This is a genomic window from Pseudomonas sp. NY15356 (assembly GCF_048068175.1).
Classification (GTDB): domain Bacteria; phylum Pseudomonadota; class Gammaproteobacteria; order Pseudomonadales; family Pseudomonadaceae; genus Aquipseudomonas; species Aquipseudomonas putida_K.
Window position 1 is genome coordinate 1 of the sequence record NZ_JBLUPW010000015.1, and the last position, 14,582, is coordinate 14,582.

General features: G+C 62.4%; 14 protein-coding genes. 8 read left to right on the top strand and 6 right to left on the bottom strand.

Annotation, left to right across the window (positions count from 1 at the left end; genetic code table 11):
- Positions 1 to 1,752, top strand: a 1,752-nt coding sequence (locus tag ACNFCI_RS13640) for an RHS repeat-associated core domain-containing protein (RefSeq protein WP_416768018.1), incomplete at its 5' end; no start/stop codon positions are given.
- Positions 1,753 to 1,803: 51 nt separating this feature from the next.
- Here the strand turns inward: ACNFCI_RS13640 and yaaA are convergent.
- Positions 1,804 to 2,583: a peroxide stress protein YaaA gene (yaaA, locus tag ACNFCI_RS13645; protein WP_368829353.1), complete on the bottom strand. Its 780-nt coding sequence runs from the start codon at positions 2,581 to 2,583 to the stop codon at positions 1,804 to 1,806.
- Between the two features lie 136 nt (positions 2,584 to 2,719).
- On the opposite strand from yaaA, the gene ACNFCI_RS13650 reads away from it, so the two are divergent.
- The 6 genes from ACNFCI_RS13650 (at position 2,720) to ACNFCI_RS13675 (ending at position 7,834) form a co-directional block, all read left to right on the top strand.
- Positions 2,720 to 3,847: a polysaccharide deacetylase family protein gene (locus ACNFCI_RS13650; RefSeq protein ID WP_368829352.1), complete on the top strand. Its 1,128-nt coding sequence runs from the start codon at positions 2,720 to 2,722 to the stop codon at positions 3,845 to 3,847.
- 321 nt (positions 3,848 to 4,168) lie between these two features.
- Positions 4,169 to 5,563 (top strand): PhoH family protein, encoded by a 1,395-nt coding sequence (locus ACNFCI_RS13655; RefSeq protein ID WP_084857192.1) that lies wholly within the window; start codon positions 4,169 to 4,171, stop codon positions 5,561 to 5,563.
- A gap of 145 nt (positions 5,564 to 5,708) precedes the next feature.
- Positions 5,709 to 6,179 carry a cyclic pyranopterin monophosphate synthase MoaC gene (gene moaC / locus ACNFCI_RS13660; RefSeq protein ID WP_084857194.1) on the top strand — a complete coding sequence of 157 codons (471 nt, stop codon included), beginning with the start codon at positions 5,709 to 5,711 and terminating at the stop codon, positions 6,177 to 6,179.
- A complete protein-coding gene (locus ACNFCI_RS13665; RefSeq protein WP_084857196.1) occupies positions 6,179 to 6,424 on the top strand; it encodes a MoaD/ThiS family protein in 246 nt (81 codons plus the stop codon). Before moaC ends, ACNFCI_RS13665 begins: the two co-directional genes overlap by 1 nt.
- Before the next feature lie 2 nt (positions 6,425 to 6,426).
- The gene (moaE, locus tag ACNFCI_RS13670; protein ID WP_084857199.1) at positions 6,427 to 6,873 is read left to right on the top strand and encodes a molybdopterin synthase catalytic subunit MoaE; all 447 of its coding nucleotides are present in this window, start codon (positions 6,427 to 6,429) and stop codon (positions 6,871 to 6,873) included.
- A 184-nt stretch (positions 6,874 to 7,057) separates the two neighbouring features.
- Positions 7,058 to 7,834: an ABC transporter substrate-binding protein gene (locus ACNFCI_RS13675; protein WP_368829351.1), complete on the top strand. Its 777-nt coding sequence runs from the start codon at positions 7,058 to 7,060 to the stop codon at positions 7,832 to 7,834.
- Positions 7,835 to 7,949: 115 nt separating this feature from the next.
- Here the strand turns inward: ACNFCI_RS13675 and ACNFCI_RS13680 are convergent, their stop codons facing one another.
- The 5 genes from ACNFCI_RS13680 to ACNFCI_RS13700 form a co-directional block, all read right to left on the bottom strand.
- Positions 7,950 to 8,576, bottom strand: a complete 627-nt coding sequence (locus tag ACNFCI_RS13680) for a helix-turn-helix transcriptional regulator (RefSeq protein WP_084857203.1) — start codon at positions 8,574 to 8,576, stop codon at positions 7,950 to 7,952.
- 73 nt (positions 8,577 to 8,649) lie between these two features.
- Positions 8,650 to 9,780: an NAD(P)/FAD-dependent oxidoreductase gene (locus ACNFCI_RS13685; RefSeq protein WP_416768019.1), complete on the bottom strand. Its 1,131-nt coding sequence runs from the start codon at positions 9,778 to 9,780 to the stop codon at positions 8,650 to 8,652.
- A gap of 10 nt (positions 9,781 to 9,790) precedes the next feature.
- Positions 9,791 to 10,741 carry an ornithine cyclodeaminase family protein gene (locus ACNFCI_RS13690; RefSeq protein WP_253249340.1) on the bottom strand — a complete coding sequence of 317 codons (951 nt, stop codon included), beginning with the start codon at positions 10,739 to 10,741 and terminating at the stop codon, positions 9,791 to 9,793.
- Between the two features lie 235 nt (positions 10,742 to 10,976).
- Positions 10,977 to 12,413: an ATP-dependent RNA helicase RhlB gene (rhlB, locus tag ACNFCI_RS13695; RefSeq protein ID WP_084857210.1), complete on the bottom strand. Its 1,437-nt coding sequence runs from the start codon at positions 12,411 to 12,413 to the stop codon at positions 10,977 to 10,979.
- Positions 12,414 to 12,514: 101 nt separating this feature from the next.
- Positions 12,515 to 13,171 (bottom strand): alpha/beta hydrolase, encoded by a 657-nt coding sequence (locus ACNFCI_RS13700; protein ID WP_084857211.1) that lies wholly within the window; start codon positions 13,169 to 13,171, stop codon positions 12,515 to 12,517.
- A gap of 336 nt (positions 13,172 to 13,507) precedes the next feature.
- Between ACNFCI_RS13700 and ACNFCI_RS13705 the strand changes: the two genes are divergently transcribed.
- The gene (locus ACNFCI_RS13705; RefSeq protein WP_084857213.1) at positions 13,508 to 14,536 is read left to right on the top strand and encodes an amino acid ABC transporter substrate-binding protein; all 1,029 of its coding nucleotides are present in this window, start codon (positions 13,508 to 13,510) and stop codon (positions 14,534 to 14,536) included.
- Positions 14,537 to 14,582 lie beyond the last annotated feature (46 nt).

Below are 14,582 nucleotides of genomic sequence, written 5' to 3' on the forward strand. Positions count from 1 at the left end.
CCGGTGGCCCGCTACTACGGCGCCGAGGCCTCGTCGGGCAGCGCCTGGGCGCCTTACAGCGAGCACTACACCTACGACGACGGCAACAACCTGACGACGATCCGCCACGTCAGTGTCGCGGGCAACCGCACCCGGGAGCTACAGATTTCCGAGGGCAGCAACCGGGCGATGGTGAAAGGCCACAGCCTGACACCGGAGACGGGCTTCCTGGCGGGAGGTCTGCAGAAGCAACTGGCCGACGGCAGGGCGCTGCAGTGGCTGGCCGACAACCAGCTCGGCAAGGTCACGCCTGTCAGCCGCGTTGATGGCGATGACGACAGCGAGCGCTATCACTACGCCGACGGCGGCACCCGCACTCGTAAGGTCCATACAGCGCAGGCCAGTGCAGGTATGCAGACCACGATCACGACCTATGCAGGCGGGTGCGAGGTTCGCCAGCGATGGCTGGCAGGGCAGGATGCGCCGCAGAAGCACATCGTCATCACCGAAGCGGGCGGCGTACGGGTCGTGGAGAATCGGCTCACAGGCACGGTCCATCTGCGCTATCGCTTCACCGATCATTTGACCAGCGTGGGAGGGGAGACAGACGAGTCGGGCACACTCATTTCCCGAGAGGAATACGCGCCCTATGGCGGTACGGTGGGACGTGACGAGGCCGCCGAGGAAGTGAGTAATCTGACCCAACGGACGATGCGCTATTCAGGCAAGGAGCAGGATGCGACGGGGTTGTATTACTACGGCTGGCGCTATTACCAGCCAAAATTGGGGCGCTGGCTGAGTGCGGATCCCGGGGGGCTGGTGGACAGTATCAATTTGTTCAGGATGTGTAGGAACAACCCACTGTCATTCATTGATGAGCAAGGCCTCGAGCCGGTCATTCCGCCCGTCAGCGTGTTCGTGAACGATATATTTACCGGTCTCACGAGCCTGGACAGCGGCTTTTTCCTGTACCGCGAGGGCGATGCCATACCGGGGGATGGTTTGGCCATCGCCATCTGGAATGGCAATATTTATGCAAGCACAGCAAATCGGCATTTGAGTATACGTCCCGCAGAAAATGGGTTTCCTCATTTTGTCGGCGTTCTGTACCCTGATCAGAAAGTGACCAACGAGACCGGTCATTATAAGACGCCCGGGGGCCATGAAGGTGCCATTCCGCACAACTTCAAATATGAGCAAAAAGACCTCTCCCCGTCCATACCGCCCATGCCGCCCATGCCGCCCATGCCGCCCATGCCGCCCATGCCGCCCATGCTGCGTATGACGATGTTGTCGTCGCCGGAAGATTATGTGAAAGAAGTCCGTAGGTTTCACGAGATAAAGGACCCTACCGAGCGGGCTCAGAGCGTGCTGGAATTCCTGGGCAAACATGGCCTGCGCGGAAAGGTCGAGGCGCAGGGGCGGGCCTATGAAGAATATATATTCTCACGTTTGCTGAGAGATGCTGGAGAAGACCTTGAGCTCAGCATCGACGAACACCTAACCAATTTGAAGGCTGCATACAGTAAGGCAGGCAGCGAGAGGAATAAGGAAATCGATAAACTTGAAGCGCTTCGGACTCATTATGGTGAGGTTGTAGGAAAGAAAGGTATCTCGCAAGTGCGAGATTTAACTTTGAAAATGCGAGAGGCACAACGAGACGCCAGACCCAAACGTATTGCAGCGGAGGGCAACAGGGCGGAGGTTGCGACTTCGGTCCCTGGCAGACGAAACGGTTTCAAATCGCTTCTTCGCAGTTGTATCGGAAGGTAGGCAATACCCTGACGGAACCAGGGGCGGGTGTTCAATCCGCCCCTGCATATTTCAGTCGGAGGGATGATCCCGCAGGAACACCAAATGATCCGGCTTCGACTGCTCGGCACTGTAGTAATACCCCTGCACATCGAACCGCTTGAGCTGCTCGGGGGTGTCGATCCGTTCCTGGATCACGAAGCGGCTCATCATCCCGCGGGCCTTCTTGGCATAGAAGCTGATGATCTTGTACTGGCCGTTTTTCAGGTCCTTGAAGTCGACATCGACCACCCGCGCCTTCAATGCGCTGCGCTTGACTGCGCTGAAGTACTCGTTGCTCGCCAGGTTCAGCAGCACGTCATCGCCTTGGTCGGCCAAGGCCTGGTTCAACCATTCGCTGATACGCGTGCCCCAGAAGGCGTAGAGGTCCTTGCCGCGGGCGTTGGCCAGCTTGGTGCCCATCTCCAGGCGGTAAGGCTGCATCAGGTCCAGTGGTCGCAACAGGCCGTACAGGCCCGAGAGCATGCGCAGATGGTCCTGGGCGTAGGTGAAATCGTCTTCGCCGAGGCTTTCGGCATCGAGCCCCGTGTACACGTCACCTTTGAAGGCCAGCAGGGCCTGCTTGGCATTGGCGGGCGTGAAATCCGGCGTCCAGCTGCCGAAGCGGGCGGCGTTGAGGCCGGCGAGCTTGTCGGACAGATGCATCAGTTCAGCGATCTGGGCGGGCGTGAATTCGCGCAGCTGGGTAATCAGCTCCTGGGAGTCGTCCAGGTACTGGGGCAGGGTGAAGCGCTGGGTCACCGGCGGGGTGTCGTAGTCGAGGGTCTTGGCGGGGGAAATCACCGTCAGCATCGGGTCGGCTCCTGGAATCGTCGGCGCCGATTCTACGGGTTGGCGAGAGCGAGGCCAAACTATAGCGCCGATAGTCGCGGACCATCGACGGGCGCCACGTTATAGTGCGCGTGATGATGCTGCGGAGAGTCCGATCGTGCGTATTGCCTTCGTCCTGTTGACGGCCCTGCTGAGCCTGGCTGCCCAGGCCGCCCCGTTACCTATGGCCAGCCTGGACCGCAGCTCGTGGCCGGAGCAGCTGGACAGCCCGGCGCTGTTCGATGTCGCCTCCCGTGCCGAGATCCTGTCATTCGCCCAAGTGCTGCAGGAAAGCGAGTTGCTTGACGAGCCGGGCCTGGCGGCGCGTTTGCAGCTGCGTCAGGTCAACCTGGCGTCGGTGCGTGCGGTGCGTGCGCGCATGTGGCAGAGGCTGTGGGAAAACTACCAACAGGCCCAGCGAAGCTGTGAACAGGATGCTTCGTTTTGCTACCCCCTGGACTCGATGGCCGAGTTGCGCACCCTGGCTGCCAATTTCGCCGCCGACGTGGGGGAGTTCTATGTGCCATGGATCGAGCCCAGCCGGCAGTTCCATAGTCGTTACCTGGACGAACAGCTGCGCAAGGCGGCTGTGTCGCCCCAGACCAGCAGCGAGATAGACCGCGTTTCCAGTCGCGAGCGCAATGGCGACGAGCTCAACGACCGGATGTTCCTGCTGACCTTCGTCGGTGGCCCTGGCCCGGCAGGCGGCAGTACCGACGTGTTGGCCGACTACCTGCGCCGGCAGAAGCTTGGCGGCCTGTTCTTCGTCATCGGCAACCGCCTGCAACAGCGACGCGACGCTGGTGCGGCCGGCTCGCTCGGCACACTCTATGACGGCCAATGCGTGGGTATCCAGGGCTGGGAATACCGCTCCCATGCCCAGTGGCAGGATTGGCAGGACTCGCTGCGCCGAGCCCAGGCGCGGGTCCAGGCAGACCTGCCGGAGCAGTACGTGCCGCTGTTCCGACCGCCCTATGGGCAGCGCAGGGCCGATGGCGAGGCGTTCATGAGGCGTCAGAAACTGCAAGTATCGTTATGGGACATCGATGCCCAGGATGACAGCGCCTTGAGCGCCCAGGCCTCGGCCCAGCGGGTGCTGACCTTGATGTTGTTGTGGCGCAAGGGCGTGATCCAGCTGCACGACAGCCAACCCAAGGCGCAGCCGGCAGTGGAGTGGTTGTTGCGCAATACGGCGCAGAGCGGCATCGGCTGGGAGGATTGCCTGGAATACGGGCGGCGCGAGTAAGAGGGCCACTGTAGGCACGGTGTATATCGCGCACTGACGCCGTGCTTGATCTTTGACTCTAGACCCGTCCCGGCCTCAAGCCAAGCCCCGAACATCAATCGGAAAAATAAACTTCAACTGAACGTAAAAAGACTTTTTCTGGTCATCATTTATGCGGTATGTAGGAACCAGACAGCCGAATCCTGCAGCACAGGTGGCGTCATCCAGGCCCTCCTTGCCAGGTGCGCTCCCCGCCCGTAACGACGCGGATACGGGGAGAACGGCGGTCACTCTGCGGCGCAGCATTACGCGCCGTGTGGCTTTCACATAAGGTGACCGAGTATGGATGACCAAGGACGCAACCCTTCCTCCACCCAGCCAATCCTGTATGTGCTCGATACCAATGTCCTGATTCACGATCCAAACGCATTGCTCAACTTCGAGGAGCACCATGTCGCCATTCCGATGACGGTGCTGGAGGAACTCGACAAACTCAAGACCGGCAAGCACACCATCGCCGCCGAATGCCGCCAGGCCATCCGCCTGATCGACCAGACCCTCGGTGATGCCTCGCCCAGCGATGTCGAACAGGGCGTGCCGATCCAGCGTGGCAAGGGCGGGCCGAAAGGCTTCCTGTCGATCCTGATGAGCCCGCGCAACGAACCGAACCGGCTGCTGCCGGAAAACCTCAACGACAACATCATCATCAACCAGCTCCTGGAACTGCGCAGCCGGCGTGCCGACCTTGACGTCGTGCTGGTAACCAAGGACATCAACATGCGCCTGAAGGCGCGTGCCTGTGGCATCGCTGCCGAGGACTACAGCACCGACCAACTGGTCGATGACGTGTCCTTGCTGTCCAAGGGCTACCACTCGGTGACGGGTTCGTTCTGGGACCGGGTCAGCAAGGTCGAGACCCGCCAGGAGCGCGGCCGTACCTGGCATCGGGTGCAGCTGACCGACAACCTGCCGGCGGTGCACGTCAACGAGTTCATCATCGATGAACAGGGCTTCGTCGGCTGGATCAAGGGCATTCGTGAAGACGAGCTGCTGTTGCTTGACCTGCACCAAGAGCCTTTGCTGCACCAGGAAGCCTGGGGCCTGAAACCGCGCGACATCCACCAGAGCCTGGCATTGTTCGCACTGCTCGACCCGGATATCCACCTGGTCAACCTCACCGGCGCCGCAGGCTCCGGCAAGACCATCCTGGCACTCGCTGCAGCCATCGAACAGACCATGGTCAGCAAGCGCTACCGACGCATCATCGCCACGCGCAGCGTGCAGGGGCTGGACCAGGAAATCGGCTTCCTGCCGGGCACCGAGGCCGAGAAGATGGAACCCTGGCTGGGCGCCATCACCGACAACCTCGAAGCCCTGCACATGGATGACGAGAGCACCCACGGCAGCGTGGAATACATCCTCGAGCGGGTACCGCTGCAGTTCAAGTCACTGAACTACATTCGCGGCCGCAGCTTCCAGCAGAGCCTGATCCTGATCGACGAGTGCCAGAACCTTACCCCGCACCAGATGAAAACCATCATCACCCGTGCCGGGGCCGGGTCGAAGGTGGTCTGCCTGGGCAACCTGGCGCAGATCGACACCCCTTATCTGTCGGCCACCAGCTCTGGCCTTACGTACCTCACCGAACGCTTCAAGGACTTCCCCCACGGCGTTCACATCACCCTGCAGGGCGTGCCACGCTCGGTGCTGGCCGAGTACGCCGAGTCGCATCTGTAACCCCACCGCCGGGCGGTTCGCCGCCCGGCCTTTGCCTGTTCATTGTGTGCTCCTATAGGTGCCAAGCGTACTGGCCCGACACATTCCCCTGCTCAAACCTGACCTACAGGTTTACACTCTTTGTTCCCTTCACAGGAGCAGAGCAGTGCTGACTCATCTCGATTCCCAGGGGCGCGCCAACATGGTCGACGTCACTGAAAAAGCCGTGACGGCGCGCGAGGCCGTGGCCGAGGCGCGGGTGCGCATGTTGCCGCAGACCTTGCAGATGATCGTCGATGGCGAACACCCCAAGGGCGACGTGTTCGCCGTGGCGCGCATCGCCGGTATCCAGGCGGCGAAGAAGACCAGCGACCTGATCCCGCTGTGCCATCCCTTGATGCTCACCAGTGTCAAGGTCGAGCTCACCGCCGAAGGCGCTGATGCGGTGCGCATCGTTGCCCGTTGCAAGCTGGCCGGGCAGACCGGTGTGGAAATGGAAGCGCTGACCGCCGCCAGCGTTGCGGCGCTGACGATCTATGACATGTGCAAGGCCGTGGACAAAGGCATGGTGATCGAGCAGGTACGCCTGCTGGAGAAGCTCGGCGGCAAGAGCGGCCATTACCAGGTGGAGGCGTGATGAAGGTCCAGGTGGTGTATTTCGCCCGTTATCGTGAATTGCTGGGGGTCGATGGCGAGCCGCTCGAAGGGGCCTTCGCGACCCTTGACGACGTGCGCCAGGCCTTGGTGGCCAAGGGCGGGCAATACGAGTTGCTGGCCGAGCAGAACCTGATGTGTGCACGCAACCAGGATCTGTGCAAGCTGGCCGAGCCGGTGGAGGAGGGTGACGAAGTGGCGTTCTTCCCGCCGGTCACGGGAGGTTGAGCATGGGCGTTCGAGTACAGGAGCAGGCCTTCGATCCGGGCCTTGAGGTCAATGCGATGCACGCGGCCAACGTCGGTGTGGGCGCGGTGGTGGGGTTTGTCGGCTATGTGCGGGATTTCAACGACGGCCGGGAAGTGGCGGGGATGTTCCTCGAGCATTACCCAGGCATGACCGAGAAAGCGTTGGCCAAGATCGTCGTCGAGGCCGAGCAGCGCTGGCCGCTGCTCAAGGTCGAGGTGCTGCACCGCATCGGTGCGCTGGAGCCGGGTGAACCGATCGTCTTTGTCGGCGTGGCCAGCGCCCACCGTCAGGCGGCGTTTGATGCCTGCAATTTCATCATGGACTACCTCAAGACCCGGGCGCCGTTCTGGAAGAAAGAGAGCACCCAGGATGGGCCGCGTTGGGTCGAAGGTCGACAAAGCGATCAGGACGCCGCCGGCCGCTGGTAAACCTGCCGAGGCCTGGGCGGGCCGGATGCGTTCGCCCTCGCCGCACGTTGTGGTGGTAGTTGAGTTTCTATACAAAAAAGTCCAGTATGGAATCATAAGTACAAAATGATTCCAGGCAGCCTTGCGCCTGTCACCTTTCCTCTGTCTTGCACCACACCTCCAATAACGAGCGAGAGAGATCCCCATGAGAAAGCTCACCCTGATCACTGGTCTGGCCTTGGGCCTGTTGGCCGGCAGCAACCTGTACGCTGCCGAGAACGTCCTGCGTATCGGTATCGAGGCCGCCTACCCGCCATTTGCTTCGAAAAACGACAAGGGCGAAATCGTGGGCTTCGACTACGAGATCGGCAATGCCCTGTGCACGCAGATGAAGGTCAAGTGTGTCTGGCACGAAGTCGAGTTCGATGGGCTGATCCCCTCGTTGAAGGTCAGGAAGATCGATGCGGCCTTGTCGTCGATGACCATCACCAAAGAGCGCAAGCAATCGGTGGACTTCACCCACAAGTACTACTTCACGTCATCGCGTCTGGTGATGAAGAAGGGGGCGGTCGTCGATGACCAATACCAGAGCCTCAAGGGCAAGACCATTGGCGTGCAGCGTGCCACCACCACCGATCGCTACGCCACCGAAGTGCTCGAGCCGATGGGGGTGAAGGTCAACCGCTACAGCAACAACGAGGAGATCTACATGGACCTGGCGTCCGGGCGTGTGGATGCCATTTTTGCCGATACCATTCCCCTGGAGGACTTCCTGTCGATGCCTCGTGGCGCCGACTTTGCCTTCGTAGGGCCGGAGCTGAAGGACCCCAAGTACGTCGGTGAAGGTGCTGGGATCGCGGTGCGCAAAGGCAACACCGAATTGGTGAGCCAGCTCAATAGCGCCATCGATGCCATTCGTGCCAACGGCGAATACCAGAAGATCCAAGCCAAGTATTTCAAATCGGATATCTACGGCGACTGAAACAGTGCGTAGGGGGTAATGCCAGTCAGTTAAGCCTTATCGGCTGCATTCGGGGCCTTAACTGACAGGCATTCGCGTAGGGGCTTCGGCAATCGTCAAGGGACGCCTGAACCGCTCAGGCCTTGAGTTCCTTCAGGTGCTTGTACACCGTCGCCCGTCCCATTCCCAGCACGTTGGCCACGTAGTTGGCCGCGCTCTTGCCCTTGAAGGCGCCCTCGGCATGCAGGGCCAGGACCAGCTCGCGCTTGTGATCGCGGGTCAGCAGGTTGAGGCTCAACTGACGTTGGCGCAGCCAGCCGTTGAGGAAGGTGTTGATGCGTTCCTGCCAGTCGTCGCGAAACAGCGCGTCGGGCTGGGGAATCAATCGGCTGGGCGAAAGGAACAGGTCCAACGCCGCCTTGGCGTTCTCGAACAACGAGATATTCAGGTTGATGCACAGCATTGCCAGGGGCGTGCCTGTGGCATCGCGCAATACGGTGCTCAACGAGCGGATCTTCTGCCCGTCCCAGTTGAGTTTTTCGTAGGGGCCGATGTTGGTTTCATCGGTGCCGTGTTCGAGCATGTCTTCCAGGGCCGCATCGTCGCCAATCTCGCGCTTGGACAGGTTGTTGGCGATGTAATCGATCTTCTGTGTGCGCAGGTCGTGCAGCACCACTTCGGCATGGGGGAAGAACAGAGTGGCGATGGCATCGGCGATGGCACGGTAGTTGTCCAGGGCCGGGTCAGGGCGAGGGGATGGCATTGAGGCAGGCTCCAGGTTGTGTCAGCGCCCTGCGGCCAGGGCGCTGCGAGTGTGCCGCAATCGCGGCGGCGCGTCATCCCGACAGGCGCGCCGGGGACAGCATGGCGGTCGTCAGGCCAAAGCCATGCAGGTGTTCCGGTAGCGCCTCGCCACGCACCAGAGCGGCGCTGGCCTGGCCCATGGCGGGTGAGGTCTGGATGCCGTAGCCGCCCTGGCCCGCGACCCAGAACAGCCCAGGTACCTGCGGGTCGAAACCGGCGACCAAATCGCCGTCGGCAACGAAACTGCGCAGCCCGGCCCAGGTGCGGGTAGGGCGGCGGATGCGCAGGGTGGTGGCTTCCTCGATCTGGTAGATGCCCAGGGCGATGTCGAGCTCTTCGGGCTGTACATCGTGCGGTTCCACCGGGTCGGCATTGGCGGGAGAGCCAAGGAGCATGCCGGCATCCGGCTTCATGTAGAAGGACTCATCGAGGCTGACCAGCATCGGCCAGTGGTGGCAGTCGACGCCCTCGGGGGCGGCGAAGATGAAGGCAGCGCGGCGCTTGGGTTGCAGGCCGAGGGGGCGAGCGCCGGCCAACATCCCGATGTGATCCGCCCAGGCGCCCGCGGCGTTGATCAGCACGGGCGCGCTGAAATTGCCGTGGTTGGTATGCACCTGCCACAGCCCTTGGGCGTCACGCTCTACACGTCGTACCTCGCAATCGCTGCGCACCTCGCCCTGCTGCCGGCGAATGCCCCGCAGGTAGCCTTGGTGCAGGGCATCGGTGTCGATGTCGCTGGCGCTCGGGTCGTAGAGGGCGCCATGGATCCTGTCCCGACGCAGCACTGGCAGACGGGCGCAGGCCTGGTCGGCATCGAGCAGCTCGAACTCGGGCACGCAGGCCTTGGCGCTGAGGTACTGGCGTTGCAGTTCGGTGGGGTCGCCGTTGAAGTCCACGGTCATCTCACCGCGCGGGGTGAGCAGTGGGTGCTCGGCGAAGCCACTGGGCGGATGATCGAAGAAGGCGCGGCTGGCGAGGGTCAGGGCACGTACCTGCGGCGTGCCATAGGCGGCAGTGTAGAGCGCTGCCGAACGGCCGGTGGAGTGATAGCCGGGCTGGGATTCGCGCTCGAGCACAAGCACGCGGCCATGGGCCGCGAGCCAGTAGCCGGTGGAGGCACCGGCGATACCCGCGCCCACGATGATGTAGTCGGCAGTCTGCATGCTGTTCTCCTCAGGCTTCGCGCAGCAGCTGGTACAGGGCATTGGCCAGGGCAATGTCCTCCAGGCCCAGTCCGATGGAGCGGAAGAAGGCATGGCGTTGGTAGGCGGGCACGGCGGCCTTGCCACTGAGCAGTTGCGGCAGGTCGCCGACGATCGCGTCTGCCTGCCACCCCAACTGCTCGGCGGCGATGCGCATTTCGCCCGCGCTGGCGGGGGTGGTTACCCGGTAATCGCAGTAGATATCCATCTCGGCCAGGCAGGCTGGCGGGATTTCATGGGCGCGCACGGCATTGGTGCTGATCGAGGTGATCAGCGCAGGTTTGCTCAGCGTGCGTGGGTCGATGACTGGCACGGCCGAGGAGGTGCAGAGCATGATCACGTCGGCATCGTCCAGGGCCTGCTCCAGGTTTTCCATCAGTTGCAGGCGGCTGTCGAGGCCGGCCAGTTGTTCGCGTTGCCCCGCGCTCTGCTGGCGCAGGCTGGGGGAATACAGGCGAATGTCCTGCCAGTCGCGCAGGCCGCGTACGTAGTGCAGGTGAGCGCGGGCGATCGGGCCGCTGCCGATTACCGTCAGGCGACGGGCATGGCCTGGGGCCAGCGCGTCGATGGCCACGGCAGTGGTGGCGGCAGTGCGTGCGGTGGTCAGTTCACCGGCGTCGCAGAGCATCAGAGGTTGACCGTTGTCCATGGACATCAGCAGGGTCCAGGCGGTGACCAGGGGGCCTTGGTCACGGACGATGTAGGGCGAGGTTTTTACTCCATAGACCCCCTCGGTGGCCAACACGCCGCCATAGTTGATGAAGTCGCCCCGGCCAGCCGGAAACTCCACCAGTTGTTGGGGTGGCTGTACCGCCTGGCCGCTGGCCAGGTCTCGGAACAGGTTACGCAGGATGTGCGGGACATCCACCTGGGCGAGCAACTGGCGGGCGTGTTGTTGATCGACGACGAGGGGCGCGGTCATGCGAAGCTCCAGATAAACTATTTTTTCCATTATGGACTTTTTGTTTATTTGGACAATATCGCGGGCGCAAAAAGGTTGGGATGCAGCGCAGCACCAGAAAGGGAGGGGCAAAAGAGGAGGGGCGAGGCGTTGCCCAGAGAACAGGCACTGCGGCTCGGCGCAGTGCCTGTGGGAGCGGTCTTGCCGGGGGGGCGGACCGTTCGGGAAGGGGCACAAGGTGCCCCAAGGTATGGCATCAGTGATGCTTGCGCGGTACCGCCTTCAGCAGCTCGTCCGGCGGCATTTCGCACTTGATCTTGCGCCCCAGCAGCTCCTCGATGGCCGGCAGCTGGTAGGCGTCGTCCTCGCCCGCGAAACTGATCGACACGCCATTGGTGCCGGCCCGGCCCGTGCGGCCGATGCGGTGCACGTAGTCGTCCGGGTCTTCCGGCAGGGTGAAGTTGATCACGTGGCTGATGCCATCGATGTGAATGCCGCGGCCGGCCACGTCGGTGGCCACCAGCACGGCGATGCGGCCTTCACGGAAGCTTTCCAGGGTGCGGATGCGCTTGTGCTGCGGCACGTCGCCTGACAGCTGGGCGGCGTTGATGCCGTCGCGCACCAGGCGCTCCTCGACCCGCCGCACTTCGTCCTTGCGGTTGGCGAAGACCATCACCCGTTCCCACTTGTTCTGGGTCACCAGGTTGTACAGCAGCTTGTACTTGTCACTCGAGGCCACGGCATAGACGTGTTGCTCGACCGTTTCGCTGGCCACGTTCTCCGGCTCGATCTCGACGATGGCCGGATTGGTGGTCCACTGCTTGGCCAGGTTCATTACATCATCGGTGAAGGTGGCCGAAAACAGCAGCGTCTGGCGTTCGCTCTTGGGTGGGGTCTGGCGGATGATCTGGCGCACCTGCGGGATGAAGCCCATGTCGAGCATGCGGTCGGCTTCGTCCAGCACCAGTACCTCGACCATGTCCAGGTGCACCTCGCCGCGCTGGTGGAAGTCCAGCAGGCGGCCCGGGGTGGCCACCAGGATGTCGCAATGGCGCGCTTCCAGTGCCTTGAGCTGCTTGTCGAAGTCCATGCCGCCCACGAACGTCATCACGTTCAGGCCGCTGTACTTGGTCAAGGCCATGGCGTCCTTGGCGATCTGCACCACCAGCTCTCGGGTCGGCGCGATGATCAGCGCACGCGGCTCACCCATGTAGCGCTCTTTGGGCGGTGGGGTCTGCTGCAGCTGAGAGATGATCGAGATCAGGAACGCCGCGGTCTTGCCGGTGCCTGTCTGGGCCCGGCCGATAGCGTCCTTGCCACGCAGGGTATGGCCCAGTACCTGGGCCTGGATCGGTGTGCAGTAGGGGAAGCCCAGGTCGTGGATGGCATGCATCAGCTCGTTGGACAGCTTGAAGTCATGGAAGCGGGTCTTGCCTTCCTGGGGCTCGACCACGAAGTCTTCCGGCTTCCACAGGCTGGCCTGGGGCTTTGGCTTGCGCTCGCGGCGCGGCTTGTCCTTGGCTGCGGGTTTGTCTGCGCGCGGGGCGGCTGCCGGTGCTGGCGTTTCGACAGGTTGCACGGCCGCTGTCGGCGGCTCTGCCGCGGGCGGAGGGGTAATCACGTTGGCAACGGGCGCGACGGCCTGCGGGGCAGCGTCGGGCTTGCCGAATATTTTCTTGAGTGCCTTGAGCACGATCGTCTCGTCAACTGGTTAAGGAGTGTACGCCGGGCAGTGTAATGCAAGAACCGGGCGCGGCGTAGTGGAGTGCGCTGACAACTACAGGCGAACCCTGCTTATTGCAGCTGCTTGCCCAGCCAGTCGTGGATATCGCCGAGTTCCTCGACCACCACTTCGTGTTCCATCGGGTATTCATGCCAGCGGGCGGCGACACCCCAGCTGTTCAGGTATTCGAAGGCGGTACGGCCCATGGAGGGGATCACCACCGGGTCGTGCACACCATGCAGGCACAGGGCTGGGGTACGTTGCTGGCAGGCGCTCAGCTGGTGGGTGTCACTGAAGGTCGGGGCGTAGGTAGACAGCGCGATCACGCCACCCAGCGCCTCTTGCCACTTTATATAGGCTGTGTGCAGGACCACGGCGCCGCCTTGGGAAAAACCGGCCAGGAAGATTCGGGTCAGGTCGATGCCCTTGGCCCGTTCCGCTTCGATCAGGCCGATGATCTGCTCGGCCGACTCCTCCAGTTGCACCTCGTCGATCGCGCGTGCCGGGGTCATGGCCTTGATGTCGTACCAACTGGGCATGGCGTAGCCGCCATTGATGGTCACCGGCCGGGTGGGTGCCTGGGGCATGACGAAGCGGGTGCTGAGCAGGCGCTCCTGCATGAATTCGGCCACAGGTAGGAAGTCGTAACGATCGGCCCCCAGGCCGTGCAACCAGATCACACAGGCGTCGGCGGTGTTCTGGGGTTCGAGGATCAACGGGTTGGTCATGGCTGCTCCGAAAGTGTGCGCACGCGCAGGTTCTTGTGCGTGAAAAGAAGGCGTGCATGGGTAATGCCACAAGAAGATGTCGCAACTCTACAACTTTTCCGGCTTGACGACCGCTTAAACGCTTAAGCGCGCGACTGTGGTACGCCCTTTGCTACGGATCAACCGATGCGAGGGGAGAGGCCGGCGACGGTAACACCCCTGTGCGGAGAGTAAGGCTGTCATCAGAACAGCTCATTGCGCCATTGACCCAATAACAAGCCAACCAGGGTCGGATGCGCCTCATAAGGGTGCGGTGCAATTCCGGCTCGCTACAACAAGAGCGATTGGAGGTTGTGAATGAAGATGTTGAAAACCACCCTGGCAGTCCTGACCGCTGCCGCTGCGCTGGGCGCCACCAGTTTCGCCCAGGCCGGCGCCACCCTCGATGCGGTCAAGAAGAAGGGCTTCGTCCAGTGTGGCGTGAGTGACGGCCTCCCGGGCTTCTCGGTACCGGATAGCACCGGCAAGATCGTCGGTATCGACGCCGATGTATGCCGCGCTGTGGCGGCGGCGGTGTTCGGTGACGCCACCAAGGTCAAGTTCAGCCAGCTCAACGCCAAGGAACGCTTCACCGCGCTGCAGTCGGGCGAAGTCGACGTGCTGTCGCGCAACACCACCTGGACCAGTTCGCGCGATGCCGGCATGGGCCTGGTGTTCGCCGGTGTCACCTACTACGACGGCGTCGGTTTCCTGGTCAACAAGAAACTGGGCGTCTCCAGTGCCAAGGAGCTCGATGGCGCGACCATCTGCATCCAGGCCGGTACCACCACCGAGCTGAACGTCTCGGACTTCTTCCGCGCCAATGGCCTGAAGTACACCCCCATCACCTTCGACACCTCCGACGAAAGCGCCAAGTCGCTGGAATCCGGCCGTTGCGACGTGCTGACCTCGGACAAGTCGCAGCTGTTCGCCCAGCGCTCGAAGCTGGCCGCACCGAGCGAATACGTGGTCCTGCCGGAAACCATCTCCAAGGAGCCGCTGGGCCCGGTGGTGCGCAAGGGCGACGAGGAGTGGTTCAGCATCGTCAAGTGGACGCTCTTCGCCATGCTCAACGCCGAGGAGGCGGGCATTACCTCGAAGAACGTCGAAGCCGAGGCCAAGTCCACCAAGAACCCTGACGTCGCCCGCCTGCTGGGCACCGACGGCGAATACGGCAAGGACCTGAAGCTGCCCAAAGACTGGGTGGTGCAGATCGTCAAGCAGGTAGGCAACTATGGCGAAGTGTTCGAGAAGAACCTGGGCCAGAGCACCGACCTGAAGATCGACCGTGGCATGAACGCCCTGTGGAACAACGGCGGCATCCAGTACGCGCCTCCAGTGCGCTGATGGCTGCACCCTGCGGCGGCATCCCGCCGCCGCAGGTTGTTCGATC

Coding starts and splice junctions, on each gene's coding strand:
- yaaA (WP_368829353.1), bottom strand. CDS start 2,583: ATGCTGACGGTGATTTCCCCCGCCAAGACCCTCGACTACGACACCCCG.
- ACNFCI_RS13655 (WP_084857192.1), top strand. CDS start 4,169: ATGGATGACCAAGGACGCAACCCTTCCTCCACCCAGCCAATCCTGTAT.
- ACNFCI_RS13665 (WP_084857196.1), top strand. CDS start 6,179: ATGAAGGTCCAGGTGGTGTATTTCGCCCGTTATCGTGAATTGCTGGGG.
- moaE (WP_084857199.1), top strand. CDS start 6,427: ATGGGCGTTCGAGTACAGGAGCAGGCCTTCGATCCGGGCCTTGAGGTC.
- ACNFCI_RS13675 (WP_368829351.1), top strand. CDS start 7,058: ATGAGAAAGCTCACCCTGATCACTGGTCTGGCCTTGGGCCTGTTGGCC.
- ACNFCI_RS13680 (WP_084857203.1), bottom strand. CDS start 8,576: ATGCCATCCCCTCGCCCTGACCCGGCCCTGGACAACTACCGTGCCATC.
- ACNFCI_RS13685 (WP_416768019.1), bottom strand. CDS start 9,780: ATGCAGACTGCCGACTACATCATCGTGGGCGCGGGTATCGCCGGTGCC.
- ACNFCI_RS13690 (WP_253249340.1), bottom strand. CDS start 10,741: ATGACCGCGCCCCTCGTCGTCGATCAACAACACGCCCGCCAGTTGCTC.
- ACNFCI_RS13700 (WP_084857211.1), bottom strand. CDS start 13,171: ATGACCAACCCGTTGATCCTCGAACCCCAGAACACCGCCGACGCCTGT.
- ACNFCI_RS13705 (WP_084857213.1), top strand. CDS start 13,508: ATGAAGATGTTGAAAACCACCCTGGCAGTCCTGACCGCTGCCGCTGCG.